Annotated in this window: 22 protein-coding genes and 1 pseudogene; 11 read left to right on the top strand and 12 right to left on the bottom strand. The window is 65.0% G+C overall.

The window, feature by feature from the left end; all coding sequences use genetic code 11:
- Positions 1-47: 47 nt before the first annotated feature.
- Both ACGK9R_RS00925 and ACGK9R_RS00920 read right to left on the bottom strand, forming a co-directional pair.
- Complete coding sequence (locus ACGK9R_RS00925; RefSeq protein WP_394577683.1) at positions 48-1,247, bottom strand: multidrug effflux MFS transporter; 1,200 nt, start codon at positions 1,245-1,247, stop codon at positions 48-50.
- 82 nt (positions 1,248-1,329) lie between these two features.
- A complete protein-coding gene (locus ACGK9R_RS00920) occupies positions 1,330-2,211 on the bottom strand; it encodes a LysR family transcriptional regulator ArgP (protein ID WP_394577682.1) in 882 nt (293 codons plus the stop codon).
- Between the two features lie 118 nt (positions 2,212-2,329).
- Here ACGK9R_RS00920 and ACGK9R_RS00915 point away from each other — a divergent pair, with 118 nt between their 5' ends.
- Together ACGK9R_RS00915 and ACGK9R_RS00910 are read left to right on the top strand one after the other, a co-directional pair.
- Positions 2,330-2,932 carry a LysE/ArgO family amino acid transporter gene (locus ACGK9R_RS00915; protein WP_394577681.1) on the top strand — a complete coding sequence of 201 codons (603 nt, stop codon included), beginning with the start codon at positions 2,330-2,332 and terminating at the stop codon, positions 2,930-2,932.
- Positions 2,933-2,999: 67 nt separating this feature from the next.
- Entirely contained in the window at positions 3,000-4,181 is a 1,182-nt protein-coding gene (locus ACGK9R_RS00910; protein WP_394577680.1) for an MFS transporter, read from the top strand.
- Here the strand turns inward: ACGK9R_RS00910 and ACGK9R_RS00905 are convergent.
- Positions 4,178-5,233: a glycosyltransferase family 4 protein gene (locus ACGK9R_RS00905; RefSeq protein ID WP_394577679.1), complete on the bottom strand. Its 1,056-nt coding sequence runs from the start codon at positions 5,231-5,233 to the stop codon at positions 4,178-4,180. The two genes, ACGK9R_RS00910 and ACGK9R_RS00905, sit on opposite strands and share 4 nt — an antisense overlap.
- A 37-nt stretch (positions 5,234-5,270) precedes the next feature.
- Between ACGK9R_RS00905 and ACGK9R_RS00900 the strand changes: the two genes are divergently transcribed.
- Both ACGK9R_RS00900 and ACGK9R_RS00895 read left to right on the top strand, forming a co-directional pair.
- Complete coding sequence (locus tag ACGK9R_RS00900) at positions 5,271-7,373, top strand: HAD-IIB family hydrolase (protein ID WP_394577678.1); 2,103 nt, start codon at positions 5,271-5,273, stop codon at positions 7,371-7,373.
- A complete protein-coding gene (locus ACGK9R_RS00895; protein WP_394577676.1) occupies positions 7,370-8,245 on the top strand; it encodes a glycosyltransferase family 2 protein in 876 nt (291 codons plus the stop codon). Before ACGK9R_RS00900 ends, ACGK9R_RS00895 begins: the two co-directional genes overlap by 4 nt.
- On the opposite strand, the gene ACGK9R_RS00890 is transcribed toward ACGK9R_RS00895, so the two are convergent.
- Positions 8,242-9,411: a glycosyltransferase gene (locus ACGK9R_RS00890; RefSeq protein ID WP_394577675.1), complete on the bottom strand. Its 1,170-nt coding sequence runs from the start codon at positions 9,409-9,411 to the stop codon at positions 8,242-8,244. The genes ACGK9R_RS00895 and ACGK9R_RS00890 overlap by 4 nt on opposite strands.
- 162 nt (positions 9,412-9,573) lie before the next feature.
- Here ACGK9R_RS00890 and ACGK9R_RS00885 point away from each other — a divergent pair, with 162 nt between their 5' ends.
- Positions 9,574-10,353 carry a TSUP family transporter gene (locus tag ACGK9R_RS00885; protein ID WP_394577674.1) on the top strand — a complete coding sequence of 260 codons (780 nt, stop codon included), beginning with the start codon at positions 9,574-9,576 and terminating at the stop codon, positions 10,351-10,353.
- On the opposite strand, the gene ACGK9R_RS00880 is transcribed toward ACGK9R_RS00885, so the two are convergent.
- The 6 genes and pseudogenes from ACGK9R_RS00880 to ACGK9R_RS00855 all read right to left on the bottom strand — a co-directional run bounded on the left by ACGK9R_RS00880 (position 10,350) and on the right by ACGK9R_RS00855 (position 16,562).
- Positions 10,350-12,635, bottom strand: a complete 2,286-nt coding sequence (locus ACGK9R_RS00880) for an ATP-dependent DNA helicase (RefSeq protein ID WP_394577672.1) — start codon at positions 12,633-12,635, stop codon at positions 10,350-10,352. The two genes, ACGK9R_RS00885 and ACGK9R_RS00880, sit on opposite strands and share 4 nt — an antisense overlap.
- Positions 12,605-14,281: a VRR-NUC domain-containing protein gene (locus ACGK9R_RS00875; RefSeq protein ID WP_394577671.1), complete on the bottom strand. Its 1,677-nt coding sequence runs from the start codon at positions 14,279-14,281 to the stop codon at positions 12,605-12,607. The genes ACGK9R_RS00880 and ACGK9R_RS00875 overlap by 31 nt, the downstream gene beginning before the upstream one ends.
- A gap of 47 nt (positions 14,282-14,328) precedes the next feature.
- A complete protein-coding gene (locus ACGK9R_RS00870; protein ID WP_394577670.1) occupies positions 14,329-14,688 on the bottom strand; it encodes a hypothetical protein in 360 nt (119 codons plus the stop codon).
- A 70-nt stretch (positions 14,689-14,758) separates the two neighbouring features.
- Positions 14,759-15,805 carry a histone deacetylase family protein gene (locus ACGK9R_RS00865; protein WP_394578548.1) on the bottom strand — a complete coding sequence of 349 codons (1,047 nt, stop codon included), beginning with the start codon at positions 15,803-15,805 and terminating at the stop codon, positions 14,759-14,761.
- 90 nt (positions 15,806-15,895) lie between these two features.
- Positions 15,896-16,111: pseudogene (locus tag ACGK9R_RS00860) on the bottom strand (GIY-YIG nuclease family protein); the annotation flags it as partial.
- Complete coding sequence (locus ACGK9R_RS00855; protein ID WP_394577669.1) at positions 16,104-16,562, bottom strand: YchJ family protein; 459 nt, start codon at positions 16,560-16,562, stop codon at positions 16,104-16,106. The gene ACGK9R_RS00855 and the pseudogene ACGK9R_RS00860, both read right to left, overlap by 8 nt.
- Positions 16,563-16,709: 147 nt before the next feature.
- On the opposite strand from ACGK9R_RS00855, the gene ACGK9R_RS00850 reads away from it, so the two are divergent.
- Positions 16,710-17,021 carry a hypothetical protein gene (locus ACGK9R_RS00850; protein WP_394577668.1) on the top strand — a complete coding sequence of 104 codons (312 nt, stop codon included), beginning with the start codon at positions 16,710-16,712 and terminating at the stop codon, positions 17,019-17,021.
- Positions 17,022-17,411: 390 nt separating this feature from the next.
- Here the strand turns inward: ACGK9R_RS00850 and argE are convergent, their stop codons facing one another.
- Positions 17,412-18,581, bottom strand: a complete 1,170-nt coding sequence (gene argE, locus ACGK9R_RS00845; RefSeq protein ID WP_394577667.1) for an acetylornithine deacetylase — start codon at positions 18,579-18,581, stop codon at positions 17,412-17,414.
- A gap of 201 nt (positions 18,582-18,782) precedes the next feature.
- Between argE and ugpB the strand changes: the two genes are divergently transcribed.
- From ugpB to ACGK9R_RS00825, 4 genes are all read left to right on the top strand, one after another.
- Positions 18,783-20,111, top strand: a complete 1,329-nt coding sequence (gene ugpB / locus ACGK9R_RS00840) for a sn-glycerol-3-phosphate ABC transporter substrate-binding protein UgpB (RefSeq protein WP_394577666.1) — start codon at positions 18,783-18,785, stop codon at positions 20,109-20,111.
- A gap of 133 nt (positions 20,112-20,244) precedes the next feature.
- The gene (ugpA, locus tag ACGK9R_RS00835; RefSeq protein WP_394577665.1) at positions 20,245-21,129 is read left to right on the top strand and encodes a sn-glycerol-3-phosphate ABC transporter permease UgpA; all 885 of its coding nucleotides are present in this window, start codon (positions 20,245-20,247) and stop codon (positions 21,127-21,129) included.
- An 18-nt stretch (positions 21,130-21,147) separates the two neighbouring features.
- A complete protein-coding gene (gene ugpE, locus ACGK9R_RS00830; RefSeq protein ID WP_394577664.1) occupies positions 21,148-21,996 on the top strand; it encodes a sn-glycerol-3-phosphate ABC transporter permease UgpE in 849 nt (282 codons plus the stop codon).
- A gap of 1 nt (position 21,997) precedes the next feature.
- Positions 21,998-23,053 (top strand): sn-glycerol-3-phosphate import ATP-binding protein UgpC, encoded by a 1,056-nt coding sequence (locus ACGK9R_RS00825; protein ID WP_394577663.1) that lies wholly within the window; start codon positions 21,998-22,000, stop codon positions 23,051-23,053.
- Positions 23,054-23,068: 15 nt separating this feature from the next.
- Here the strand turns inward: ACGK9R_RS00825 and ACGK9R_RS00820 are convergent, their stop codons facing one another.
- Positions 23,069-24,703, bottom strand: coding sequence for a bifunctional metallophosphatase/5'-nucleotidase (locus ACGK9R_RS00820; RefSeq protein WP_394577662.1), 1,635 nt, complete (start codon positions 24,701-24,703; stop codon positions 23,069-23,071).
- Between the two features lie 206 nt (positions 24,704-24,909).
- Here ACGK9R_RS00820 and ACGK9R_RS00815 point away from each other — a divergent pair, with 206 nt between their 5' ends.
- A complete protein-coding gene (locus ACGK9R_RS00815) occupies positions 24,910-25,989 on the top strand; it encodes an aldo/keto reductase (protein ID WP_394577661.1) in 1,080 nt (359 codons plus the stop codon).
- Positions 25,990-26,060: the final 71 nt, after the last annotated feature.

Here is a 26,060-nt window from a genome sequence, read left to right as displayed (position 1 = left end):
GATGACTCGCCACGGCGCTTTTTCGCGTTCGCGTTAGAGCGGCTTCCTCAGTGCGCCTCGACCGCTGCGCGCCCCTTGATCAACGAGCGAGCAAGTAGCAGGTACGCCACCACGCCGCAGCCGGCCATGGCCAACACCACTGCCTCCAGGGTGTGGGGTAATACGGTGGAAAGCCCACTCAGGATACCGGCGATACCGAACTGGGCCGCGCCCAGAAGCGCGGCGGCGGTGCCGCCGCTGGTGGGGAAGAACTCGAGAAAGCAGGCCTGAATGTTGGGCGAGATCGCACCCACGGCGCCGATGGTCAGCATCATCGCCGGCAGAAAGAGATAAAGCGGCGCCTGCAGGAACGTGGCGGCCAGCAGCAGCACCATGCCCACCGCCTGACAGGCGGTAGCCAGCTGCAGAATACGCAGCGACGGCAAACGCGAGAGCAGCACCCGGTTGAGCACGTTGAACACGAACATGGCGACGATGTTTGCGGCGAACAGCAGCGAAAACGTCGAGGCGTCCTGCTCGAAGTGCCCCTGGTAGATGAACGAGGCGTAGGTGATGAACATCATCATCACCGAGAACGACCCCGCCTGCCAGGCGATGAACGGCAGCGCCGGTTTGGTCGAAAGTACCAGTTTGTAGCGCGCTAGCAGCCCCATTTCAGGCCCTTTAGCGCGTGAAACCTTGCCGCTGCCGCTGAACAGCACCTTGATCAACAGCGGGATCAGCGCCAGCGCGTAGGCCGCCAGCACGAAGAAGATGTAGTGCCAGGAGCCCAGCGCCAGAATCGCGCTGCCCACACTCGGGGCGATTCCCGGGGCGAGCACGATGATGAAGCCCATCATCGAAAAGAGCTTGGCGGCGTCGCGCCCGGCCACCCGGTCGCGCACCAGCGCCGGCACCGAGACCAGCGTCCAGCCGGCGCCGAAAGCCTGGACCACGCGCCCGCCCAGCAGTACGCCGAGCGAATCGGCGTTGGCAATGACGAGACTCGCGACGATAAAGATACCAAGCCCACCCATCAGCACGCGCTGGCGCCCGAAGCGATCCGACAACGCCCCGCCTACCAGCTGGCCGATCGCCAGCGCGAACACATAGACCGAAACGCTCAGCGATACCGCGTGCTGGGAGACGCCGAGCGACTCACCGATCGCCGGAAACGCCGGCAGGTAGGTGTCCATGGAGAACGGGCCCAGCATGATCGTCATGGCCAGGGTCAGCACCACGATGAAGGGCGTCTTTGTTTGAGTCATGGGAGCTCACAGTGAAAGGGCGATCGATTGACCCGATATGATACGGCCCGCGGGCACATCCGGCCAGCCGCGACCGGCGCACTCACACCAGATGCCGGCTCGCCCCATGGGTCAAGCGCGCGGTCAGCTCGTCGATCAGCACCCCGCCCTGGCGCCAATAGTGCCAGTAGAGCGGTACGTCCACGGCTTCGCCCGGGCAGATTTCCACCAGCGCGCCGCGCTCGAGCGCTTGGCGAATCTGAAGCGCCGGCACCAGCCCCCAGCCCAGGCCGCTTTCGAGCATGCGCACGAACCCTTCCGACGAGGGCACGGTGTGATGAACGAAGCCGTCCGCTACGCCCAGGCGCGCCGCGAAGCGGTGCTGAAGGCGGTCATCACTACCGAAGATCACCGCCGGGGCGTGATAAAGCCGCTCGGCGGTCACGCCGCCTTCGAAGTGGCGGGCAACGAACGCCGGGCTTGCCACCCCCAGGTAGCGCATCGCCCCCAGCGCCACGCTCGCAGCACCCGCCACCGGCGTAGGCTCGGCGCAGACGCACCCCGCAACGTCACCGGCGCGCATGCGCTTCAAGCCCACGTCCTGGTCCTCGATGACCAGTTCGAGCAGTACGCGCCCGGCCTCGCAGAAGGGCGCCACCGCCTCGGCCCACCAGGTGGCGAGGCTGTCGGCGTTGAGCGCCACCCGCAGCCTATGAGCGCCGGTTTCACCGAGCGAGGGCACCTGCGTGCCAAGATCGTGCTCCAGCAGGCGCACCTGTTGCACGTGGTTGAGTAGCCGCCGCCCCACCGCCGTAGGCCCCGGCGGGCTCCCCCGCAGGAGCACTGGCTGGCCCAGCCGCGCCTCGAGCAGCTTGACGCGCTGGGAGACCGCGGACTGGGTCAGCCCCAACGCCCTGGCGCCGCGCTCGAAGCCGCCCTGCTCCACCACGGCGGCCAGGGCATCGAGAAGCTTGTAGTCGAGCATCAGTTTTCCTTATACCCCATAGCGATTATTCGTTTTATTTATACCGACTCGCCCGCCACACTCCTAGCGTCTGGCGGGATTTCCCGCGATTTTTCAACGACTCGACGAGGAACGACCCGTGGGACTCAGTTATATCAACGGCCTGGTGATGGGGCTTGGTCTGATCGTGGCGATCGGCGCCCAGAATACCTTCGTGCTCTCGCAAAGCCTGCGCCGCGAACATCCGCTGCCGGTGGCGCTGGTATGCATCCTTTGCGACGCGCTGCTGATCATCGCCGGGGTGTTCGGGCTTGCCAGCCTGCTCGGCCAGAACCCGACGCTACTGGCGCTGGCCCGCTTCGGCGGCGCGGCCTTTCTGATCGCTTACGCCGTTCAGGCGCTGGCCCGGGCGGCCAGGCGCGATGCGCTGACCGCCCGCCAGGCCGCACCGCGCTCGCTTACGGCGGTGCTCGCGGCCACGTTTGCGGTAACGCTTCTGAACCCGCACGTCTATCTGGATACGGTGCTGCTGATCGGCTCTCTTGGCGCTCAGCAGGTCTCGCCTGGGGCCTTCGCCTTTGGCGCGGTGTGCGCCTCGACCCTCTGGTTCAGCGCCCTGGCGCTGGCCGGCACGCGCCTGGCGCCACTATTGGCAAGGCCCCTGACCTGGCGGCTGATCGATCTGCTGGTGGCGGTCATGATGTTCGCCATCGCGCTACAGCTGCTGTTCGGGGCGTACTGAGCGGGCGATAAACGTAGCCTGCTAATAGGTGTGCTAAGCTTGGCGATCCGCTTTAGAGAGGTTCCGAATGACCGCCATTTCCCACAGCGCGCACACCAAGGCCGTTCTGCTCTTCGCCAGCACCATGACCGTGATGTCCGGGGCGATCATCTCGCCGGCGCTGCCCGGCATCGGCCGCTTCTACGATGACACCCCGCAGGTGCTGATCCAGCTGATCCTGACGCTGCCGGCACTGATGATCACGCTGTTCAGCCCCTTGATGGGGTATCTGGCCGACCGCTTCGGGCGCAAGCCGCTTCTAATGCTGATGCTCTCGGTCTACGGGCTGGCCGGCGCTTCGGGCTTTCTGATCAACGACGTGAACCTGCTGCTGGCATCGAGAGCGCTGATGGGCGTGGCGGTAGCGGGGATTCTGAGTATCAGCACGACGCTCGTGGGCGATTACTTCAGCGGCGCCGAGCGGGTGCGCTTTCTGGGGCTTCAAAGTAGCGCCATGGCGCTTGGCGGCGTGATCTTCATCAACCTGGGCGGGCTCTTGTCCGACTGGAGCTGGCGCGGGCCGTTTCTTCTGTATCTCACCGGCGTGCTGCTTTTACCTTACGCGTTGACCGTGCTGCGCGAGCCTCAGCGGGTGACGAGTGCAAGCCAGGCAAGCCAGGCACCGGCAGCGCGCCTGGATCTCGGGCGCACCGGCCTTGCCTACCTGATCGCCATGATCAGCATGATGATGTTTTACCTGTTCCCCGCCCAGCTACCGTTTCTGCTCGCCGAGCAGGGCATCGAAAGCGGCCTGGCGATCGGCGTAGCGCTCTCGATGGCGGCGCTGACCGCGAGCCTGGTGAGCTTTTGCTACGCCCGGGTGAAAGCGCACTTCTCGGTGATGACGATCTACGTGCTGGGGTTTCTCATCGCCGCCACCGGCCTTTTCATCACCGGCGCCTCCCAAAACTACGCCACGGCGATGGCAGGCGCGGCGGCAGCGGGGCTGGGCCTGGGTCTTTTCATGCCCAACACCACGACCTGGCTGATGCGCATTTCGCCGGAGCGGGTGCGCGCGCGGGTGTTCGGTGGTTTCACTTCAACGTTCTTCTTCGGCCAGTTCATCTCGCCGGTAGTGGTCTCCGCCGTCTCGCCCTGGCTCGATTCGCTGCGCGAGGTGTACCTGGCGATGGGGCTTTTGTGCGTGACGCTGGCACTGATCGTGGCGGTGCTCGGCAAAACGCTTTTGAAAGCCGACAGCACGCTCTAGCGCCCCAATAGCCGCTCGTAGAGCGCGACGTAGTCGCGCGCCATACGCTCGGCGGTGAAGCGGGCCAGAAAGCGCTCGCGGATGCGGGCGCGGTCAAGCTCATTGAGCCGTTTCACCGCCGCCACCGCCTCTTCGACCGAATCGACGATGAAACCGGTTACGCCGTGCTCGATCACCTCTTCCACGCTGCCGTTTCGCCAGGCGATGACCGGCGTGCCGCAGGCCATCGCCTCGATCATCACAAGCCCAAAAGGCTCCGGCCAGTCGATGGGGAATAAAAGCGCCTCGGCCCCGCCCAGCAGCGCCTGTTTCTGTGCGTCGTCGATTGTCCCGACGTGCACGATGGCGTCATCGAGCTCGCCCGCCACGTGAGCGTCGAACCAGCCCGGGTTGCCTACATCCACGCCGCCGGCGAGCTTCAAGGGGTAGCCGGTTCTGCGCGCCACGTCGATCGCGCGGTCCGGGCGCTTCTGGTCGGTCATGCGGCCGATGAACGCCAGATAGCCGCCGTCGCCCGGCCCCAGCGCGAAACGCTCGGCCTTCAAACCGTGATGAATCACCCCGGCCAGATTGGCGGCAGGAATCGCGCGGGCCTGGGCGTGGGAAATCGCCGCCACGGGAAGGTCGGGAAAACCCTCGAAGAAGAGCCGGCGGTCCAGCTCGTCGACCCGCCAGTGCACGGTGGTCACACTTTCGCCACGGCGGTCTCCCAGAAGGGCCGCATGGGCGAACTCGCCGTGGCAGTGAATCACGTCGAACTCGTCGAGATGCGCGCGCAGCGCTTCCAATACCCGCGCTTCGAGCACGCCGGGCACCCCCGGCGGTACCTGACCGTGTTCGGTCTCGATGGCGTAAAGACTCGGCGCGCAGGCCAGGTGGCGCGCCGGCGTGCGGCAGTCCGACGGGCCAATTAACGTGACATCGTAACCAAGGTTAAAGAGCGCCTCGGTCAAGTCCGCCACAATACGTTCAGTACCTCCGCTGCCCGGGGGCGGCGAAGGGAAGATCACTGGAGCGATCTGAGCGATGCGTATACGCTTTTTAATGGTCATGGCGCAATGAGGCCTTGAGTGAAAGGGAATTCACGACATGCATATCGTACATATTGCGTTACAGGGTTGCCTGCGCGGCCATGACGTCGAATATGGCATTACCGCGGATACCGGCGGGCACATCCGCTACCTGCTGGAGCTGGTCGAAGCCTCCGCCCGCGACCCGGCCGTTACACGACTAACGTTAGTCACCCGCGCCTTTACCTGCCAGTTCAGCGAGATCGACTACGGCCCGGGCGCCGAGCAGATCGCGCCTGGCATCGAGTTGATCCGCCTGCCAAGCGAAAGTCCCGACTACCTTTGCAAGGAAGCGCTCTGGCGAGAGCTGCCCTCTTTCACCGACGCGCTCACGACCTGGCTCGACGCGCTGCGAGCACCACCCGCGATCATTCACGCCCACTACGCCGACGCCGGCGAGGTTGCCGCCGAGATCAAGGCGCGACGCGGCATTCCCTTCGTGTTCACTGCCCACTCGCTGGGTCGCAGCAAGCAAAAATGCCTGGAACACGAAGGCGCGACGCTGGACTCGCCCACGCTTGATGCGCTTTCGCGGCGTATCACGTTCGAAGAGCGCACGATTCGCGAGGCGGCGCTGATCATCGCGAGCTCCCGCGACGAGGCCGAAAGCCAGTACGCCGACTACGACCACTACGCGCCGGGCAAAATCCGCGTGATCGCCCCGGGCAGCCATCTCGATGAGTTCGAGACCGCCCGCTCGACCCCGGCGGTCGATGCGCTGCTCGCCCCCTTTCTGATCGACCCGGACAAGCCCGCGCTGATCGCCATTGCCCGGCCGGTGACGCGCAAGAACCTCGCCACCCTGGTGCGCGCCTTCGGCGAAAGCGCTGCATTGCGGGAAAAAGCGAACCTGGTGATCGTTGCCGGGGTGCGCGAGCATATCGACGATCTCGAATCCGAGCTTGCCGACAACCTGCACGAACTCCTGACCCTGATCGACGATTTCGATCTTTACGGCCATGTCGCCTACCCCAAGCACCACGCGCCGGAGGATATCAAGGCGCTGTACGCCTGGGCGCGCGAGCGCCGCGGTATCTTCGTCAATCCGGCGCTCAACGAGCCCTTCGGCCTGACGCTGCTGGAGGCCGCCGCGGCAGGACTTCCGCTGATCGCCACCGACAGCGGTGGACCCAACGACATCATCGAGCAGTGCGCCAACGGCGTGCTGGTCAACCCCCGGCGCCCCGATGACATTGCCCGGGCGGCGCTTGCGCTGCTCGACGACCCGGCGCGCTGGCAGGCCATGGCGGACAACGGCCGCCGGGCGGTGCTGGCCTTCGACTGGCAGCGCCACGCCGAGCGCTACCACGACCTCGTGGCCCGCCTGCTGCGCCCGCCCCGGCGCTCCATCCTCGAGGGAGTCACGGCGCTTCTGATCTGCGATATCGACAATACCCTGACCGGCTCGCCAGTGGGCGTGCTGGCGTTCAACACCTGGTTCGCCGAGCAGAAAAGGCTGGGCTTCGGCGTGGCCACCGGGCGAAGCTTCCACAGCGCCCTGGCCATTCTCTCCCAGGCGGGCATTCCCTACCCGCCGCTGATCATCTCCTCGGTGGGCACCGAGATTCACTACCTCAATGACGACGGCGTCACTTACCGACAAGACACCGCCTGGCGTGCCACCCTCGACCGCCGCTGGCAGCGCGAGGCGCTCAGCGAGGCGCTTAGCGAGTTCGATGCCATCACGCCCCAGGGGCCGCTCGAGCAGCGCCGCCACAAGCTCAGTTTCCTGAGTGACGACAGCGACGACATCACCCTGCGCCTGACCCGCCACCTCCAGCAGCGCGGGCTGCGCTGCACCGTGGTCCACAGCCACGGGCGCTACGTCGACATCCTGCCCGAAACCGCCTCCAAGGGCCGGGCGGTCGCGCACGTGCGCGCGCATCTCGGGGTCGACGAAGCGGCACTCTACGTGGCGGGGGATTCCGGCAACGACCTGGACATGCTGCGCGCCTCGAAATGCTCGATCCTGGTGGCCAACTACAGCGACGGCCTGGCCCAGGCGCCGGGCATGAGTCATGTCTACGTCGCCCGCGCCTCTCACGCCCAAGGGGTGATCGAGGGCGTGCAGCACTTCCAGGGCCGCTCGCCGACGCCTGCGGCCAAGGACATCGCCTCGTGAAGATCAGCGCACTTACCCTCGTGCGCGGGCGCCGCGAGCACCTGGTCAACCTGATGCAAAGCCTCGACACCCAGACCCGCCCGCCGGACGAGCTGGTGATCGCCTGGATGCAGCCGACGGCGCATGTGAACCTGCCCGAGGTCGGCTTTCCCGTGCGTCACGTGTTCGTCGAGGGTGAGGCGCTGCCGCTCGCCCGCGCCCGCAACGCTGCGGTCGAGGCGGCATCCTTCGAGGCCCTGGTGTTTCTCGACGTGGACTGCATCGCCTCACCCACGCTCATCGAGCGCTACCGCCAGGCGCTGATGCAGCGCGCCGCGCTCTATATCGGCGAGGTGCACTACCTGGCCGCCGGCGCGGTGGCACGCCTCGAGAGCGGCGCGCTCGATCTCGAGGCGCTCTACGCAGCGGGCGAGCGCCACCCGGCGCGCCCAAGGATCAACGAGGACGAACTACGCCCGGAGTCGGACCACGGCAACCTGTGGGGGCTTTCGTTTGCGCTGATGAAGGCGGACCACCGCCGCGCCGGCGGCATGGACGAGGGCTACGTGGGCTACGGCGGCGAGGAGACCGACTACGCCTGGCGGCTCGAAAAGGCCGGCGTGGCGCTTTTCTGGGTCGGCGGGGCGCTTGCCTGGCACCAGCATCACGCGGTCTACGCGCCGCCCTGGCCGCACTTCGAGGCGATCATCGCCAACGCCCGGCGCTTTCACGAGCGCTGGGGGCGCTGGTGCATGGAGTACTGGTTGGATCAGTTCGAAAAGGCCGGGGCGATTCGCTGGTCAAGGACGGCAGCGAACATCGAGATTCTTCGCTACCCGACGCGGGATGACATCGAGCGCGCGCGCCTGCCCGAGAGCGCGCGCTTTGGTTAGCGGTTGGCGGCCTGCGCCAGCGCCGCGTCCACGGCGTTGGCATTGAGCGCGGCGGCGGTGGGCTCGCTTTCCCAGAGCCGGTCGGCGCAGGCTTCCAGCCACTCGGCGGCGCGGCGCGCTGCGTGCGCGTCGAACAGCGTGGTTAGACGCTCGACATCGAGCCCGCGCGCCTTCTCCAGCACCGCCTGCCAGCCGGCGAAGTCCCCCGGCCATACCGGCATGTTCACTGCCGCCCCGAGTTCGGCCAACCGCTCGGCCTTGCGCACCTGCTCGCCGAAGTAGCGCCACTCCGGCGCGACGATATAGGGGCGTTTCAGCATGGCGATCTCGTGCACCGTGTTGTCGCCAGCGGAGGCGAGCACGATGTCGCTGGCGGCGAGATACTCCACCACGTTCTCCACCCAGCCGCAGTTGACCAGGTTGGCGAAGTCGGTTTCGTGGCCCTCCAGGTGCAGCGGGCCGATGGTGATGAAGAGTGTGTCCGGCGCGGCGCGGGCGGCCACGGTGAGCGGCGCGTAGGGCGTGCCCGCCCCGCCGCCGCCGGTCAGCGCGACGACGATTTCGCGGTTCGGGTCGAGCCCGAGCCGCGCGCGGGCCTCTTCACGGCTCGGCACGCTGGCCGTGGTGGTACACAGTCCGCCGCTGTAGAAGGTCTTCTCACGCAGGTGCGCCGGGTAGTCCGCTTGCTCCAGGCGCTCATCGAAGGGTGCAAGCATCCCGACACTCGCCTCGTAAGCGCCCAGGTGGCCCGGGTCGTTACGGTCGCCGTGCATGCGAATGCTCACCGCCGGGACGCTGGCGATGCGCGACAAAAGCGCAAGCTCCGCGGAGACGTCGATCACGAACAGTCCGGCGTCGATATCGTCGAGATGATCGAGAATACGCCGCATGGTCTGGCGCATCTCGGCCACGCCCATCGGCACGCAGTGCATCGAAGGCGGCGTGGGCTGGTCGAAAAGCGCCATGGTCGGCACCGCGGCACCGATCATGTTGGGCAGCGCCACCAGGTCGATGTCGCGCTCGAAGCCGTCGAACAGCGACGGGTCGGCGGTCATCACGCTGACCGGGCGCTCTTTCGAGAAGTGGCGGATGATCGCCATGGCGCGACGGGCGTGGCCGCGGCCCTGATGGTGAACGAAAAAGCTGATCGGTTTTTTGGCTGTCATGAGTCACACGTTCCACTGTGTCGGCAGGCTCGCGTGGCCGTAGTAAACGGCGTTCCTTCGCGGCGGATTGTTGATAGGCTTGTACCAGCATAGCCGCCGCCGGGGAAAAAACGTCCGCCAGCGGCGCTCTTTAACGTTTGTTGGAGCGAGGAACAAGAGTCGATGGCGGATCTTCTCTGGTACCAGTACGCGCTGATCGGGCTGATCTTTGCCTGGAGCGGCTTCGTGCGCACGAGCCTGGGCTTTGGCGGCGCGGTGCTCGCACTCCCCTTTCTGCTGCTGGTGCACGACGATCCGCTGGTGTTTCTGCCGATCATCGCCATCCATCTTTTGATCTTCTCGAGCTGGATCGCCTGGCAGGGCAACCGCCAGCTCAAGGCGGATACGACCACCGCCCAAAGCAACATCGACTGGCGCTATCTCAAAAAGGCGCTGAAGATCATGATCGTGCCCAAACTCGTCGGCGTGGTCGGGCTTTTGACCCTGCCGGCCTCGCTCATGACCAACATCATCTTCGTCATCGTGATCGTCTACGCCGTGAGCTACGTACTCAACAAGCCCTTCACCAGCCAGCACCGCTACGTGGATATTGCGCTGCTGGGGCTCGGCGGTTACGTCAGCGGCACCTCGTTGATCGGCGCGCCCCTGATCGTTGCCGTGTTCGCCGCCCACGTGGCGAAAGAGCAGCTGCGCGATACGATGTTCGTGCTCTGGTTCATCCTGGTGGTGATCAAGATGGCCTCGTTCATCGTTGCCGGGGTCGATCTGCAGCTCGTTCACCAGCTTTGGCTGTTCCCCTGCGCGCTCGTTGGCCACCTGATGGGCGAGCGGGCCCACCAGTATCTAATGAAGGCCGATACGGTGCTGTTTTTCCGCGTCCTGGGCGCGGTGCTGATCGCGGTCAGCGTGATCGGGCTGGCCTTCTCGGCGCTTTCGGCTTAAAGCGCCCACCAGCTCGGCAGAAGCTTGCGATTGGCCGGCTGGTCGAAGCGATCGTCCATCAAGACCACCACGCCTTCGTCCTCAGGGCTTCGGATCACCCGTCCTGCGGCCTGAACGACCTTGATCATGCCCGGAATGCGGTAGGTGTAGGCCTCGCCTTCGCCGAAACGAGTCTCGAGGCGCGCCTTGAGCGCCTCGTTGAAGGCGTTGAACGGCGCCAGGCCGAGCGTGGCGATGAACGCACCGATCAGCCGGTCGCCGGGCAGGTCCACCCCTTCGCCAAAGGCGCCGCCGAGTACGGCAAAGCCCACGCCGCGCCCGCCGGGGGTGAAGCGGGCCAGAAACGCCTCCCGCTCGGCCTCCGCCATGGCGCGGGTCTGGGCGAAGGCGGGGATCTCCGGCCACTCGGTCTGAAAGCGCGCAAACGCCGCCTCGAGATAGGCGAAACTGCTGAAAAACGCCAGATAGTGGCCGGGCATCTCGCGGTACTGGCGGGCGATGGTATCGACGATGGGCGCGATCGAGCGCTCCCGGTCGCGGTAGCGCGTCGAGATATGCCGGGCAATCGTTACCCTGAGCTGGTGGGCGGCAAAGGGCGAGTCGACCTCGCGCCACACGGTATTGGCGGGCAGGCCGAGCAGGTCGCGGTAGTAGCGCGGCGGCGTAAGCGTTGCGGAAAAGAGCACCGCGCTCTGGGCGCGGGCGAGGCGCGGGGTGAGAAAATCCGCCGGAATGACGTTGCGAATCCCCAGCACCGCACGGCCTCGCCCATGGCGGGTAACGTCGCACAGTGAGTGCTCGCCGAAGGTTTCCGCCAGCCGGCAGAACGCCAGCGCCTCGAACAGAAGCTCCTGAAGCTCCAGGCTCGCCGCCTCCGGGTGCTCGCCCAGATACTCGGTGATGGCGCTTGTCACCTTGTAGAGCGCGCCTACGAGCTTGCCGGGCAGCTCCTCGAGCAGCTGGTAGCGTTCAGGCTCGGTGTTTTTTTCGCTCTCTTTGTCTGACAGCGTCTTCCACTGGCGGCCGAGCTGCTCCAGCGGCTTTTTCAGCGCCGCCGGTGCGGCCTTTTTCGCCCGGTTGAAACGCATTTGCGACACCTCGGCGCTGTACATGCCCCGCGCCCGTTCGACCAGATTATGGGCCTCGTCGATCAATAGCCCCACCCGCCAATCGCCGACCGCTGCCAGGCCGTGAAGCAGCGCGTGGGCGTCGAACCAGTGATTGACGTCGCCCACCACCACGTCCGCCCAGCGCGCCATCTCCTGGCCAAGGTAATAGGGGCAAACAGCGTGTTCCAGCGCTACGTCTCTGAGCCCGGCGCGGTCGAGAAAGCCGCGCGCCACGCAGGCCGCCCGCGCCTCGGGCAGGCGATCATAAAAGCCCGCCGCCAGCGGGCACGCCTCGCCGTGGCAGGCGCGCTCCGGGTATTCGCAGGCTTTGCTGCGCGCTACCAGCTCGACCACGCGCAGCGGCTTCGCGCTCGAGGCCTGCAGGGTTTGAAGGGCGTCCAGCGCCAGCCGCCGCCCGGGGGTTTTCATGGTCAGAAACGCCACCCGGTCCAGGCGCTTGCGCGGCACGGCGGTAAGCATGGGAAACAAAGTGGCGAGCGTCTTGCCGATGCCGGTGGGGGCTTGGGCGAGCAGGCAGCGCTCGGTGCTCACCGCGCGGTAAACGTCTTCGGCGAGTTCGCGCTGGCCGGGGCGAAAGCGCGCGTGGGGGAAGGCAAGTATCGCCAGCGCGGTGTCGCGCGCCTCGCGGTGGGCGGCTTCCTGGCGCGCCCAGGCGATAAAGCGCCGGCACTGCTCATGAAAGAAGGCCTGAAGCTCAAAGGCCTCGAAGGTCTCGCTCAGGCGGGTCTCCTTCTGGCTATTGATCTCGAAGTAGACCAGCGAAAGCGTGACGCGGGCAAGCGCGCGCTCGGCGCACAGAAGCGCCCCGTACACCTTCACCTGAGCCCAGTGCAGCGCGCGCTGGTTCTGTGCCATGCGCGAAAGATCGCCGCGGTGGGTCTTCACCTCTTCGAGGCAGTTCGCGGCGGGGTCATAGCCGTCCGCCCGGCCGGTGATCTTCAAGCCCTCGAAGGTGGCGGAAAGCGGCAGCTCGGCAAGATAGTCCTCGCCCCGGCGGCTCGCGACGAGCGTATGCCCGGCGATACCTTCCTGAGCGCTGGGCGCCGGGGTAAAGCGGTAGTCGAGATCGCCCCGGCGGGCGGTGAACTCGCAAAGCGCTCTGACCGCGACCCGGTACTCGTTCACGGCGCCGATTGCCAGCGCACGTGGCACACCTCAACGGGGATATCGTGGCGCGCGAAGTGCTCGAGCCAGCGGCGCTGGTTGTCCTGCAGCCGATCGCCAGGCCCTTTCACCTCTATCATTCGATAGCGCGTGCCCAACTCGTCGGGGAAGAACTGGATCAGATCGGGAAAGCCCGCACGGTTGTGGCGCAGATCCTCGAGCAGGCGCTCGAACAGCGCGCGCAGGTGCGCCGCGGGCAGACACGCCAATGCAAGCTCCAGCAGCGTCTCGTCGAGGGCGGCCCAGTGGACGAACGCCGAGGCGGTGCCGTGCTTCTGGCGAAAGGCGTCGCGAATGACGCCGGCGTGGGTGCCGTCGTCGAGCAGTGCGAGGCAGGTGTCGATCTCGTCGCGGCGCGCCTCGACGAAGTCTTCGCGGTAGAGATCCGCCGGGGCGCTGTGAAACGGGTGAAAAAAGGCGCCGGGCAGCGGTTTGAACAGCGCCGGCCAGAGCAGCAGCCCGAACAGCGCGGTGATCAGCGTGTTCTCGACGTAATAGACCGGGGCACTTGGGGCGCTTAGATGCTCGGCCACCGCCCGCTCTACCGGCTGCGGGCCGGGTAGCGTCAGCACTCGCTCGGGGGCGGATGCGCGCCGATCCCGCTTGACCGGCGGCCCGCCCAAACGCCGCGCCAGGCGCGGCACCAGCCGCTCCAGCGCCTGGCGCTCGCTGTCGCGCGGGGCGCCTGCGAGCGCGTTTTCGGCGAGTGCCAACGCGCGGCGGTGCTCGCCAAGGCGCTCGAGCAGGCGCAGCGCGCGGATACGCGCGTCGCCGCTGGCGGCGCGCTGATAGCACGCAAGCGCAAGCGGTGTGTCGCCGCCGCGCTCGGCCTCGCGACCAAGGCTCACCAGCAGGCGGTTGCGCCGGGCGGCGAGCCAGCGGTTGTCGCCCGCCGGCGGGACCAACTCATATAGCGCTGCCGGCGCTTCGCCGTCGCCAAGCCGCTCGCGCAGCCCGTGTAGCGTCAAATAGGTGGAGACCTCGTCGTGGCGCTGAAACGCTCGCGCGTTCGGCGCGAGCACTACCGGCTCGAAGCGCTGCCGCCCAAGCTCTGTGAGCACGAACTCCGCCCAGTCCTGGCGTAAATTGCCAAAGAACATCAGCCGCAGCCGGTCGCAGACCGCCATGACGGTGAGGCGCACGATGGCAAACGGCGCCTCGCACCACCAGTGGGCCAGCGGCTGAACGGCATCGAGGGTTGGCGCCAGGTGCTCGACCAGCGTCTTCTTGGAAGGCGAGGCGCCCAGGCCCGCGGCGCGGATCGCATCAATCAGCGCCAGCTTGAGCTCGGGCAGCCGAAGATGATGCACGAGCTCGGCGGCGCCGAGCGCCGGGGCGGGCTCGACAAGCCCCGCTGCAAAAAGCGGCGCCAGCGCCTGGTGGGGGTCGCCGATCTCGGCGTAGTCGAGCTTGTCGGTGCGAAAGAGCTCGCCCTTGCGCATTACCATGCGCGCAAGCAGCGCCTGGGAGGGGCGAGGAAGGGTATCGAAAGCGTCGAGAAAGGCGGCCTCTTCGGCGCCGAGCAGATCGCCGTGGCGCTCGGCCACCCACGCGAGCACGTAACGAAAATTCGTCAGGTAGTAGAGCGGATCATCGAGAGAAGCGGTGGCGGGCGCGGCGAGAACACTGTTCATCCATACATTGTAACAGCGCTCTGGAGGCGGCGTTAAGCGGGCAGTTATTAACCCACTTTATGCTGCAGAAGGGCCTCGATGAATTCCGGCGTTTCCTGCTCGCTTTCGCGGGTGGGCGCGGCGTCGGGGCGGCGCCTGGGCGCCTTGCCGCTGACCAGCACGTACCACTCGGTTTCGGTGAGGTAGTGCTGGCACCAGCGGCTGAGGCTGTCGGCGATGAGCGCGCTTTCGCCCTGCTCGCCGCGAAAGGTGCTGGCAAGACACAAAAGATCCTGGCGGGCGGTGCGGGCACGGGCGTTGCCGCCGTGCACTTTTGAAAGCGGGCAGCGCCGGTCGAACGCGGCGTTGGTCAGCGCGTCCAGCCAACGCTCCGCTTCGTGTACCTGAATACCGCCGTAAACCGCCACGCGCTTACTCCTTGCCCCTTACCGTTGCCGTGTGTAAAAGGCGCTAGCCTGCCCGAATTGGCGCGCGCTGTCACGCCTTTGCGCCGCGCTTGGCCTCGAAACCCTGCAGAACGCTTACCACATTGGCACCGATTTCGTCCACCGCATAGCCCCCTTCCATCAAAAACAGAGTTGGAAGCCCCGCCTTTGCCAGCCGCTCGCCCAGCGCCACGAAGTCATCTCGCTTGAAGGTGAAGGTGCTGATCGGATCGTGTTCGAAGATATCCACGCCGAGCGAGACGATCAAAAGCTCGCACTCGGTACGCGCGATCTCGGCCAGCGCCTTCTCGAGCGCCTGCATCCAGACGCTGACCGGGGTTTTCGGCGGCATCGGGTAGTTGGCGGTGAAGCCTTCGCCCTCGCCTTCGCCGGTTTCGTCGGCGTAGCCCAGGTAGTAGGGAAAGGTGACGTCCGGGTCGCCGTGCAGCGAAGCGAAGAAGACGTCCGAGCGGCGATAGAAGATCTGCTGGGTGCCGTTGCCGTGGTGGAAGTCGACATCGAGCACCGCCACGCGCTTCTTGCCTTTATCCAGCGCGCGCTGGGCGGCGATGGCGGCGTTGTTGAAAAAGCAGTAGCCGCCGAACTGGTCGGTGGCCGCGTGGTGGCCCGGCGGGCGGCAGAGGCCAAAGCTCGGCTCACTGGTTTCGAGGACGTGATCGAGGGCGGCGAGTGCGGTGTCCTTGCTGGCGAGCGCGGCTTCGAACGTGCCTTCGCACAGCGAGGTCTCCGCCGCCAGGGCGTAGTAGCCGAGCTGGCCGTTCAGCGAACGGGGAATACGGTCGGATCGCAATGTGCGCGCCGGCCAGATGCTCGGGATCGCCTCGCCGGGGTGGCCTTCGGCCTGCCAGCGCGGCCAGAAGTGGGCGATGAAGTCGACGTAGCCCGCGTCGTGCACCGCCTTCACGGGCTCGAGGCCATAGTCGGCGGGAGCGCATACTTCACCAAGCCCCGCCCGCTCGATCGCCTCGAGCACGATCTCCATGCGCCGGGGCGTCTCATAAGGGGCCACCAACGTGCTGCCGTGAAGCTCGGTGGCCGCCTGGCGGCGAAAGCTCTGTTCGGAGAAGAACGTCTTCATGACAGGGACTCCTTGAAAGGGGTGATCGTCGAGCCGGTAGGGCCAGTTTGCCGCCCAACGGCGCTTCTCGGCGGGGGGCTTTTGCTTGAGTCGATACTCGGCGCGACTCGCTTCAGCGCGATTGTCGAAGGGCTGCGCACCGAGCAGCGCCCTGGGCGGGTGGGCGCGGGTATAGCGCGCCCCCTTGCCCTGACAGTGAGCGCGGTAGCGCCGGGTCAAGTCGTTGGTAATACCGGCGTAAGTGCCGCGCCGACACTCCAGCAGGTAAAGATACCACGGCGCCTTTACGTCTTCGCCATCAGCCACCGCAGCACGCCTTGAATTTTCGATTGCTTCCGCACAGGCAGCGTTCGTTGCGTCCGGGTTTGAGCTTTTCAAGGCGCGGGGCGCCGTCCAGGTAGTACCAGCGCCCAGACTCATTTACGAAGCGCGAGACCTCTTCCAGCACGTGCCAGCCGCGCTCGAAAAAGTACGCCTTGAAGTGGACGGTGCCGCGCTCGCCTTTGGGAGCCGGGGCGCTCTCGATAACGAGCCTTTTCCACTGCGTGGCCGGGTCGGGTGAAAGCGCTTGAGGCCGGGTACTGGGGTGCCAGGTGGCTTTCAGGTAATCGACGAGATCGAGTGCAAAGGCACTATAGCGCGAGCGCATCAGCGCCTCGGGGGTAAGCGCGGGCACGCCCTGGTGGTAAACGCCGCAGCACGTTTCGTACACAGCGCCGCTGCCACAGGGGCAACTTGTCTTCAGGCTAGAGGTCATAGCGGTGGCCCCATTAACGCGGGTGTATCGGGCCTTTTTCCTGTATCGGTCGCGGTCAATGTGGGTATAGTAGCAGAGTCACATGGCCAAAAAAGACGGAGTACGACACACGACCCAATCATCTTTCCAGACGCAGCGGAGGTTCGCATGAAGGTATACAGACCGGAATGGCAGTGCACGTTTAGCGTAAACGAGGGCGCGGTAGACGCGGCCCGATGGAAAGAACGACTTGCCTGGCGACTGCGGCGATTCGCCGACCGCCTTCAGGGCAGCGGCCGCACGGTCAGAATCGACTGCCGCGTAACGCCTGCCATTAGCCTCGCCGAGGTGGATACCTGCCTGATGAAAGGCTTCGAAGTCACTCAAAGTCTGATCACCCAGCTTGCCCATCAGCAGGCCTGCGAGGAGGTCATGCGCGACGCCAAGGCGGAGCTTTATGAGGAGCACTCCTCGCCCTAGGCGTATTATTCGGCAGTATGTGAAAAACACCCGCTCAAGGCATAATGCCGTTCAGTTAAGCATGGATAGTACTTGTGGGAGGGAGCTTCAGCTCGCGACGGGTGGCCAAGCCAAGGCACCTGACGGTGCCATTCGCCCGCTGAAGCGGCCTCCCACGGTAGACTAACCAGGCTCAATGGGTAGCCAGATACCTTAACTGACTGGCATTACGCTCAAGGCGGGTGTTTTTGTTAGTGGTTTATAGCCTATCCACCTTGTCAGCTGTGCCGGGTAGCTCGTAGCGAGGGTCTTTCGCCAGGGATGGCGAAAGTAGCGTACAAGGAAGTATTCACAGCGCCCTCGCGTAGAGCTTCCCGGCACCGCACCCATCTTTCTCAAGTGTTTGAGCTTTTACCCCTCGAACGGCGCCTCCAGCGCCCTACCCATCCGGGTCATGAAATCCACACACGCCTCAAGCTCGCTCTTCTCGATGTACTCGTCCGGCTGGTGGGCCTGAGCGATGCTGCCGGGGCCGAGGATGATCGTTTGAAGCCCCTGGCCCTGGAACTGGCCAGCCTCGGTGGCGTAGGCCACCGCGTGGTTGCAGCACTCATCGGGCAGGTGATCCTTCGCCAGGCGCAGCACGGCGGCGTTGTCGCGATCGGCAAGTCCCGGCACGGTGACGTTGAGCGCCTCGGTGTCGATCTCGACGCGTTTGCCGCGCGCTGCAAGCTCGGCCTTGAGCGAATCGGCGTACTGCGTGAAGCGGGCGAACACCTCGTCGAAGGTGTCGGTCGGCAGGTGGCGAATCTCCCACTCGAAGGTGCATTCGCGGGCCATGATGTTGATCGCCGTGCCGCCCTTGATCCTGCCCACGTGAAGGCTGGTGTGGGGCACGTTGAAGGCCTCGTCCACCCGGCCCTCTTCCACCAGCTCAGCCATGGTGTCCTCGATGAAAGTGACGAGCCTTGCGGCGACGTGGATCGCCGAGGTGCCCTGGTTGACCTGGCTACTGTGCGCCTCGACCCCGGTCACGGTGGTACGCAGGTTGGTCGCGCCTTTTTGCGCCACCACCGGCTGCATCAAGGTCGGCTCGCCGACGATCACATGAGCCGTGGTGGAGTAGTGCTCGTAAAAGCGCTTGATCAAGTCCGGCGCGCCGACGCAGCCGATCTCCTCGTCATAGGAGAAGCCGAAATAGATGGGCTGGGCGAGCGGTGCCTTGACCCACTCGGGCACCAGGGCGAGCGCGCAGGCGATGAAGCCCTTCATGTCGCAGCTGCCCCGGCCATAAAGCCGGCCGTCGCCGCCGTCGTGAAGCGTGAACGGGTCCGTCGACCAGGGCTGGCCCTCGACCGGCACCACGTCGGTATGGCCGGAGAGCATCACTCCACCCGGCGCCTCCGGGCCGATACGCGCGATCAAATTCGCCTTGGTGCCGCAGGGGCTCATCACCCGCTCCGAGGCGACGCCGTAGTCGGCAAGATAGCTCTCGACGAACTCGATCAGTGCGAGGTTGGAGCCACGCGAGGTAGTATCGAAGGCGATAAGCTGTGAAAGAAGCGATTCTGCATTCGTCATGGCGTGTCTCGATGGATCGGTTTTGCCCACCCTAGCACCGCTTGGGACCAGGCGCCTACTGCCAAAGTGGCATGCCCTCACGTCTTTTGACGCTTAGCGTTCATCAATTTGTCATCTAGACTCACTACTGTTCAGTGCACCCAAGAACCTCAATAAACGTACTGCGCCGCCTGGCTCGTCCGGGCTCAAAAGGAGTGATGTATGTCTCGTTTCACGTTACGCGCGTTATCCGTCGGTATCGCGGCGGCCACTTTTGGCGTTTCCGCCCAGGCAGCGACCGAGATCAGCTGGTGGCACTCCATGGGCGGCGAGCTCGGCGAGCGCCTGGTCGGCCTGGCCGAAGAGTTCAACGCCACCCAGGACGAGTACCGGGTCGTGCCCTCCTACCGGGGCGAGTACGAAGCGACCATGGTCAACACCATTGCCGCCTTCCGCGCCGGCGAGCAGCCCCACCTCGTGCAGATCTACGAAGTCGGCACCGGCACCATGATGGCCGCCCGCGGCGCCATCTACCCGGTGTTCGAGCTGATGGAGGCCCACGGCAACACCTTCGACCCTGACGACTACCTGCCCGTCGTGACCGGCTACTACACCGACACCGATGGCAACATGCTCTCGATGCCGTTCAACTCCTCGACGCCGATCCTCTACTACAACAAGGACGCCTTCGAGGCCGCCGGGCTCGACCCGGAGACGCCGCCGACCAGCTGGGCGGAAATGGGCGAGATGGGCCAACAGATCGTCGATGAAGGCGCGGCGTCCTGTGGCTTCACCATGGCTTACGCGGCCAACTGGATTGGTCTGGAAAACTTCTCGGCGCTGCACAATCAGCCGATCGGCACTAGAGAGAACGGCTTTGGCGGCATGGACACCGAGTTCGTCTTCAACGGCGAGGTGCAGGCGCGCTTCTGGGATCAGCTCAAGGAGTGGAGTGACAGCGGCGTCTACCGCTACGCCGGCCCCGCCAACGGCCCGGACGCGGCACCCTCGTTCTACGCCGGCGACTGCGCGATGTACATGAACTCCTCGGCCTCGCGCGCCGACGTACTGGCCAACTCCGACTTCGAGGTCGGTTTCGGCATGCTGCCTTACTATGAGGACGTCGAAGGCGCCCCGCAGAACTCGATCATCGGCGGCGCGACCCTGTGGGTGCTCGCAGGTCACGACGAGGACGAATACGCCGGCGTCGCGGAATTCCTCGAGTTCTTGTCGCTGCCCGAGGTTCAGGCCGAGTGGCACCAGGAGACCGGGTACCTGCCGATCACCACCGCCGCCTATGAGCTGAGCCAGGAGCAGGGTTACTACGAGGAGAACCCGGGCGCGGATCTCGCCATCGAGCAGATCAACCTCAACGAGCCCACCGAAAACTCCAAGGGTCTGCGCTTTGGCAACTACCCGCAGGTGCGCATGGTGCTCGACGAGGAGTTCCAGGCGGTGCTGGCGGGCGACAAGAGCGGGCAAGAAGCGCTGGATGACGCGGCGCGCCGCGGCAACCAGATCCTGCGCGATTTCGAGTCGGCCAATAACTAAGCGCTGACACTTTCGACCAACCCCGGCCTTGGCCGGGGTTGGTCGTGAGAGCCCTCCCCTGCGCCTGGCTTTTCGCTTTCAAGGGCGGGCTCAGGGGACGGCTTTTCCGGGCCTTCGCCACACAGGATCGATCATGCAAACCAAGCGCTCCACCTATCAGAATCGGTGGCTTCCCTATTGGTTATTGGCGCCACAGCTTGCCATTACGCTGGTGTTCTTCATCTGGCCGGCGAGCCAAGCGGTGAAGTCGAGCTTCGAGCGCACCGACGCCTTCGGCTTCAAGACCACCTTCGTGGGGCTTTCGAACTACGCGCGCATTCTGAGTGACCCGAGCTACCTGAACGCCCTGGGGCGCACGGCGATCTTCGCCATCTCGGTCACGGTGCTTTCCATGGGATTGGCGCTTTTGCTTGCGGTGTGCGTCAACCGGGTGCTGAGAAGCGCGAAGTTCTACACCACGCTGCTGGTCTGGCCCTACGCGGTGGCGCCGGTGGTGGCCGGGGTGCTGTGGTGGTTTCTGTTCAACCCGACCATCGGGCTTTTGCCCCACGTACTCGACTGGTTCGGCATCCACTGGAACCACCGGGTCTCCGGCAGCCAGGCGATGGTGCTGATCACTATCGCCGCGGCCTGGAAGCAGATCTCCTACAATTTTCTGTTCTTTCTCGCCGGGCTCCAGTCGGTACCCAAATCGCTGATCGAGGCCGCCGCCATCGACGGCGCCACGCCCTTCAAGCGCTTCTGGAGCATCGTCTTTCCGCTGCTGTCACCCACCACCTTCTTTTTGCTGATCATCAACATCAACTACGTGATGTTCGACACCTTCGGGGTGATCGACGCCACCACCGCCGGCGGGCCGGGCCAGGCGACCATGACGCTGGTCTACAAGGTCTACACCGATGGCGTAGCGGGGCTCAACATCGGCTCCTCCTCGGCCCAGTCGGTGCTGTTGATGGGCATCGTGATCCTTCTGACCTTCGTGCAGTTCCGCTACGTGGAACGCCGGGTCAACTACTAGCACGCAAAGGTCTTAACCATGGTCGAAAACAGACCCTACTTGAACATTCTGACCCACGTGGTGTTGATTGCCGGCGTGCTGGTGGTGGCGTTTCCGGTGTATGTCGCGTTCATCGCCTCGACCCACGACGCCGGCGCCTTCGTGCGCGGGGTGCTGCCGCTCACCCCCGGCGACAAACTGTGGGATACCTACGCGCAGATGCTCGGCTCCGGCTGGCGGGTCGCCGGCGCGCCGCCGCTTTGGCTGATGCTCGCCAACTCGACGATCATGGCGCTGACGATTGCCATCGGCAAGATCGCGATCTCGATTCTCTCGGCCTTCGCCATCGTCTACTTTCGCTTTCGCTTTCGCCTGCTGGCGTTCTGGATCATCTTCATCACGCTGATGCTGCCGGTGGAGGTGCGCATCATCCCTACTTACGCGGTGGTGGCGGACCTTGGCTTGCTCAACTCCTACGCCGGGCTGACGCTGCCCTTGATCGCCTCGGCCACGGCGACCTTTCTGTTTCGCCAGTTCTTCATGACCGTGCCCGAGGAGCTGATGGAGGCGAGCCGGGTCGATGGCGCAGGACCCATGAAGTTCTTCAAGGACATTTTGCTTCCGGTGTCGATCACCAATATCGCCGCGCTCTTCGTGATCATGTTCATCTACGGCTGGGTGCAGTACCTGTGGCCGCTTTTGATCACCACCGACGAGGACTTCTACACCGTGGTGCTCGGCATCAAGCGGCTGATGGCCTCGTCCGACCGGGTGCCGGCGTGGAATTTGATCATGGCCACGGTGATGCTGGCGATGATACCGCCGGTGATGGTGGTGCTATTGATGCAGAAACTGTTCGTGAAAGGCCTGACCGAGACGGAGAAATAAGATGGCCAGCATTACCCTCGAAGGGCTGAAGAAAACCTACTCCGGCAACGTGCAGGCGGTGAAAGGGATCGACCTTGCCATCGAAGACGGCGAGTTCGTGGTGCTGGTGGGGCCTTCTGGCTGCGGTAAATCCACGCTGCTGCGCATGGTGGCGGGGCTCGAGACGATTTCCGAGGGCACGCTCAAGATCGGCGACCGGGTGGTCAACACGTTAGAGCCCGCCGAGCGCGACATCGCCATGGTGTTTCAGAACTACGCGCTCTACCCGCACATGACGGTGTACAACAACCTCGCCTACGGGCTCAAGAACCGCGGTTTCAAGAAGCTCGAGATCGAGGAGCGCGTTCGCAAGGCGGCGAAGATGCTCGAAATCGAGGAGTTCCTTACCCGCAAGCCGCGCCAGCTCTCCGGCGGCCAACGCCAGCGGGTGGCCATGGGCCGGGCGCTGGTGCGCGAGCCGGCGGCGTTTTTGTTCGACGAGCCGCTATCGAACCTGGACGCCAAGCTGCGCGTGCAGATGCGCGTCGAGATCCGAAAGCTTCAGCGGCGCTTGAAGACCACCAGCCTCTACGTGACCCACGACCAGCTCGAGGCGATGACCCTGGGCGACCGGCTGGTGGTGCTAAACGCCGGAAGGATCGAGCAGGTGGGCACGCCGATGGAGATCTACGCCCGCCCGGCGAGCATGTTCGTGGCCGGCTTCATCGGCTCGCCGGCGATGAACATGCTACCCGTCGAGTATCTGGCCGCGCGCAGCATGGACGGCCTGCTCGAGGACTTGCCTGCGGGCACCGACGTGGTCGGCATCCGCCCGGACGACATGCGCCTGACCCCACCCGATATACCGCACCTGGCTATCGACGCCACCCTGGAGCTTTTCGAGGCCGCCGGTGCCGAGAGCCATCTTTACGTGCACCTACTGGAAAGCGAGCAGCCCACGGTGATCCGCACCGGTTCAGGCTCCCCCCCGGTGAAGGAGGGTGAGACGCTGCGCTTTTATGTGGCCCGCAGCGCCCTGCACCCGTTCAATCGCGAAAGCGGAAAGCGCACCGACTAGCGGGCCGGCAAACACTCACTCCCGTGCCACATCGACGATGCGCCCTTCTACCCGGGGCGCGACCTCGCCCTGTTCCACCAGGTAATCGCGCAGCATCTCCCAATCGGTGTTGCCGGCGATATGGCTACGATCATCGTCGTAAGCGGCTTCGAGCGCCGTGTGGCTATCGCCGCCGGCGGCGGTGAAGTTGTTGGTGGCGATCACGTAGGTGCGCGCCGGGTCGATGTCGGTAAGCGCACCGTTCTCGATCACTTTCAGGCTCACCACCCGCGATCCGGCAGGCCTGGAGCTGTCGTAGATCACCTCGGTGCCCTGGGAAACCTGCAGAAAGGCGCCGCTCTCTTGCGGGGCACTTGCCAGCGCGATCTCGAAGGTTTCCAGAAGCTCGGCGCCGGTCACGTCCATCAGCGTCAGGCGGTTGCCGAAGGGCTGCACGGCGATCAGCTCGCCCACGGTGACGGGGCCTGCGGGGATTGGCTCGCGCACGCCGCCGCCGTTTTGCAGCGCCAGCACGGTTGCCGGGTCCACCTGGCGGGCGGCGGCGAGCTGTCCATCCGCGATCAGGTTACCCAGCGCCGTCTCGTCGGCGCGCACGCTCTGTTCGTCGCCGTTTCCGTGGCGCGGGTTGGGGAGTGCCGTGTCGAGCGTCACGCCCACCTCCGCATCGCGCAGTTCCTCGATGCGTTCGGTATAAGGTGTGAGCATCGCGGCGGCATCCACATCCGGCTCGAAATCCTCCGCCGCCAGCAGCTCGCCGGTGGCCCCGGTTACCACGCCGTCGTCATCGAAGGTGACCTGCATTACGCCCAGGTACTTGCCGTATTCGTTCGCCTGACCGATCACCGTAGGCGCCGCCTTGGGCTCGCCAAGGTCGTTTTCATCGACGATGACCGGCGACTCGAGCCGGGTATGGCTGTGGCCGCCAATGATCACGTCGATGCCCTCGACGTGCTGAGCGAGCAGCAGGTCGTTGCCCACACTCGGGTCGCTGTCATAGCCCAGGTGCGTCAGCGCGACGATCTTGTTGATGCCTTGGGTTTCGAACGCCGCGACCACCTCTTCGGCCGCCGCGCGGTAGTCGCTAATGGTGACGTTGCCCGGGCTCGAGACGTCTTCGCTCGACGGGGTGCTGAGCCCGAACACACCGATGCGCTCGCCGCCCTGCTCGAGAATAACGCCGTCATACAGATGGCCAGGCTCGGGGGTATCGCTGATCGATTCACCCAGCAGCCCAGCGAACTCCGGCGCGGCGGAGAAGTCGAGGTTCGCGCCCAGAACAGGAAAGTCCGCGGCCTCGAAGAGTGCCGCCAGCGCCTGATGGCCGTTTTCCGGGTCGTTCAGGTCGAACTCATGGTTGCCGGGCACGAAGGCGTCATAACCCATCAGGTTCATGAATTCGACGGCGTCCAACCCTTGAAACGCGTTGAAGTAGAGCGTGCCGGAGAAGATATCGCCGGCATCGAGCAGCAGGCCCTCGCCGTGCTCACTTCGCGCCTGCGAAAGCGCCGTGACCAGCTGCGGGTAGCTGTCGGTGCGCCCGTGCAGGTCGTTGGTGTGGTAGATCGTCAGCGTGAAGGGCGCGGCCAGCGCGGCCGGGCACAGCGTCAGCAGCGCTACTCCAGCGGGTAACGAGATACGAGAAACGGTCATTCCAGCTCCTTTGGATATTGTATGTTCGCCCGGGTCGCTCGACCGGCGCCCTTGAGCTCGCTTTTGACAGTATTAACACTGTTACTGGCGTTTATTAAGTTGAATTTTGACCATCGAAGAGGGCCGCGTTGACATCACCGGCGCATCTCCTAGGCTGAAGGCGTACCGCAAGACACTACTACTTTCGTTCAACAAGGATGTGCAGAATGAAATATCGTCCGTTGGGAAACTCCGGCCTGCTGGTGTCGGAAATCGTGCTGGGTACCGTGCCCTTCGGCGGTAGCGGCGGCTTCGAAAAGGCCGCCAGCGTCGATGTCAGCGGTGCCAAGCGCCAGATCGACCTGGCGTTGGACGCCGGGGTCAACATGATCGACACCGCCGATCTCTACTCCATGGGCGAAGCCGAAGAGATCGTCGGAAAGGCGCTGGGCGACAAGCGCCAGGACATAATTCTCGCTTCCAAGGCGCGAAGCCCGTTGGGCGACAACCCCAACCATAGCGGCTTCTCGCGCTATCATTTGATCAACGCCTGCGAGGCGAGCCTGAAGCGGCTGAACACTGACCATATCGACCTTTACCAGATGCACAACTGGGACGGCGTGACGCCGGTCGAGGAGATGCTCTACGCGCTGGATCACCTGGTGCAGAGCGGCAAGATTCGCTACTACGGCACCTCCAACTTCACCGGCTGGCAGATGATGAAGACGCTGGGCAAGGCGGAGCTTCACAATCTGGTGAGCCCGATCAGTCAGCAGATCTACTACACCCCGGAGTCGCGCGAGGCGGAGTACGAGCTGATGCCGCTGGCGATCGACCAGAACATCGGTACGCTCGTCTGGGCGCCGCTGGGCGAGGGCTTGTTCAACGGCAAGGTGCGTCGCGGCCAGAAGGCGCCGGAAGGCACCCGTCAGGGCAACGGCTGGCCCGAGCCCTACGTGCACGACATGGAGCGCGCCTACGACATCATCGAGCTGCTGGCCGAGATCGGCGAGGCTCACGGCGCCTCGATTCCCCGCACGTGCCTGGCGTGGCTGAAGGATCGTCCTGGCGTGACGTCGCTGCTGGTCGGCGCGCGCAGCGAAGAGCACCTGAAGGATGACCTGGCCGCCGCCGAGATGACGTTGAGCGACGACGAGATCGCGCGTATCGAAGCCGCCACCCGCCCGGCGCCGCAGTACCCCTACTGGCACCGCGTAGTGGCCAACATGGACCGTATCGACAAGGCCGAGCAGCCGTTCATCGACGGCTACCGAAAGACCATCGACGCGCGCGACGACCAGCGCTGATTCAAGGGCGCAGCGTCAGACGAGCTAAAGGGCCGGCACGCCATCGCGTGTCGGCCCTTTGCGTTCGACCC

The sequence above is a fragment of the Halomonas sp. HNIBRBA4712 genome, from assembly GCF_043558675.1.
Classification (GTDB): domain Bacteria; phylum Pseudomonadota; class Gammaproteobacteria; order Pseudomonadales; family Halomonadaceae; genus Vreelandella.
Note: the sequence above shows the minus strand (reverse complement) of the source record. Positions and strands in the feature narration are given on the sequence as shown.